Consider the following 2,606-nt stretch of genomic DNA (forward strand, 5'->3'; position numbering starts at 1 on the left):
GGCGCACCTGCAGCCAGATCGCTTTTTGCTCGACGCCGGGCGCCGGCACCGGCAACAGCAGCAGCTCAAAGCCATGCATCTTGGAGCGCTCGGTGACGATCGGCAGCAGCTCCTTGCCGAAGGCGCTGTCGTGATAGACGACCGCGATCTTCTTGCCCTTGAGCTTGTCCCAGCCGCCTTCCTTTTTGGCGATGTGTTGCAACACGGTGTCGCCGGCGACCCAGTAATGGCCGATCAGCGGGAAGTTCCATTTGAAGACGCCGCCGTCCGCCGTGTCACTGCGGCCATAGCCCGAGGTGATCAGCGGGATCTTGTCGGCCGGCACCTTGTCGGTCAGCGCAAAGGTGATGCCGGTGGAGAGCGGCTGGAACACGGTAGCGCCGCCATGCTTGCCCTTCAGGCGCTCATAGCATTCGACGCCGCGGTCGGTCGCGTAGGCGGTTTCGCATTCCTCCACCAGGGTCATCACGCCGTTGATGCCGCCGCGCGCATTGACCAGCTTCATATAGTCGTTGTGGCCATTCGCCCACGGCGTGGCATTCGGCGCCACCGGCCCGGTGCGGCCGGACAGCACCGGGAAGAACTGCTGCTTGGGTTCGGCTTGGGCCGGGCCGCTCAGGCCAGCAATAGCGGCAGCCGCCAGTACATAAGACTTGATCTTCATGCTTGTCTCCGGTGAGTTATTTGTTCAATGAGGTATCAGTGAGGAAAAGGCCACACACGCAACTTCTCTTTGCCAATCGACCACAGCCGCGCCAGCCCATGCGGCTCGACGACCAGGAAGAACACGATCAGGCCGCCGAACAGCATCTGCTCGCTGTGCGCGATCACGGCGGTGCTGATGCTGATGCCGAACAGCGCGCCCAGCGCTGGCAGCGCCTGGTTCAGAAAGATCGGCAGGATGACGATGAAGGCGGCGCCGAAAAAACTCCCCATGATGGAGCCGAGGCCGCCGATGATGACCATGAAGAGCAGCTGGAACGAACGCTCGATCGAGAACGCCGCCGGCTCCCAGGAGCCCAGATGCACAAAGCCCCAGAGCGCACCGGCCACGCCGACGATGAAGCTGCTGACGGCAAAGGCGCTCAGCTTGGCGTACACGGGGCGGATACCGATGACGGCGGCGGCCACGTCCATATCGCGGATCGCCATCCACTCGCGGCCTATTCCTGAGCGCACCAGATTCTTGGCCAGCAAGGCGAACACCAGCACAAAGCCCAGGCAGAACAGGTATTTGCCGGCCGGGCTGGCGATGGGTACGCCGAACAGGCTGAGGTCGGCCACGCTGACCGTGCCCGAGCTGGAGTAGTTGGTGAACCAGGCAATGCGCAGAAATGACCAGTCGACAAAGAACTGCGCGGCCAGCGTGGCAACCGCCAGATACAGGCCCTTGATGCGCAGCGAGGGGATGCCGAACAGCACGCCGACCACGGTCGAACACAGGCCGCCGGCCAGAATCGCCAGCACCACCGGCATGCCGTCCACGCGGATGAAGAAGTTGTAGGCCGCATAGGCCCCGACCGCCATGAAGGCGCCCGAGCCCAGTGAAATCTGGCCGCAATAGCCGACCAGGATGTTCAGGCCGATGGCGGCCAGCGACAGGATCAGAAACGGGATCAGGATGGCGCGGAACAGGTACTCGTCCGCCAGCAGCGGCACACCAACGATGGCAAACACCAGCAACAAGGCGATGCCGACGCGGTCCTGCGCGATCGGGAAGATCTGGCTGTCGGCCCGGTAGCTGGTCTTGAACTGGCCGTTTTCTCTGTAGAACATATTTAGTCTTGCCTCGAATGATCTTTTGACTACGGCCGCTCACTGCGTTCGCTTAACTTTGCTGCGCAAAGTTAGCCTGCGCCGAAAAATCATTGACCGCGCTAAACGCGGTCAATGATTTTTTCACCGAACAGCCCTTGCGGCCTAACCAGCAAGACCAGCAGCACCAGCACATAGCCAAACCAGATCTCGATGCCGCCGCCGAAATAGGGGCCGATGAAGACCTCAGATAACTTCTCGCCGACACCGATGATGAGCCCGCCGATGATGGCGCCGGGCACCGAGGTCAGGCCGCCCAGAATCACCACCGGCAAGGCCTTCATGGCGACCAGCGAGAGCGAGAACTGCACGCCTAACTTGCTGCCCCAGATGATGCCGGCCACCAGCGCCACAAAGCCGGCCACGCTCCACACAATCACCCAGATGCGGCTCAGCGGGATGCCGATGGACTGCGCCGCCTGATGGTCATCGGCGACCGCCCGCAGCGCGCGTCCGGTCGAGTTAGCAGCAGTGGGCACATCAAAGTCACGACTTTCTCTTATTGGTTTTCCACCATCCAATGATTCAATGATTGCCAGCTCTCTTGCTTTCTCCTGAACCATCCTCGCAATCCGGAAAATATATTTAGCCCTTTCTTTTGCCGGCATTTTCTTCCACACTTTTTCATATGCATTCCTTGCTGCCTTTACAGCATTATTTACATCAGCTACATTTGCCTCTGCCACTTCGCTAAGTTTTTCTTCATTCGCCGGGTTGATGGTATCAAAATATTTATTGCTTAACGGCTTTTGCCATTCGCCATTAATAAACAAGTCGTATTGCTTGTTGAT

General features: G+C 59.7%; 3 protein-coding genes. All 3 read right to left on the reverse strand.

Going from position 1 to position 2,606, the window contains the following annotated elements; translation table 11 throughout:
• The coding region (locus RMO57_RS10360; protein ID WP_310386337.1) for an ABC transporter substrate-binding protein at positions 1-664 on the reverse strand (664 nt) is incomplete at its 3' end.
• 35 nt (positions 665-699) lie between these two features.
• On the reverse strand, positions 700-1,776 hold the full coding sequence (locus tag RMO57_RS10365) for a branched-chain amino acid ABC transporter permease (protein ID WP_310386339.1): 1,077 nt from the start codon (positions 1,774-1,776) through the stop codon (positions 700-702).
• 101 nt (positions 1,777-1,877) lie between these two features.
• On the reverse strand, positions 1,878-2,606 hold a 729-nt coding region (locus RMO57_RS10370), incomplete at its 5' end, for an aldehyde dehydrogenase family protein (RefSeq protein WP_310386341.1).

This window comes from Roseateles sp. (genome assembly GCF_031397715.1).
GTDB lineage: Bacteria > Pseudomonadota > Gammaproteobacteria > Burkholderiales > Burkholderiaceae_C > Paucibacter_A.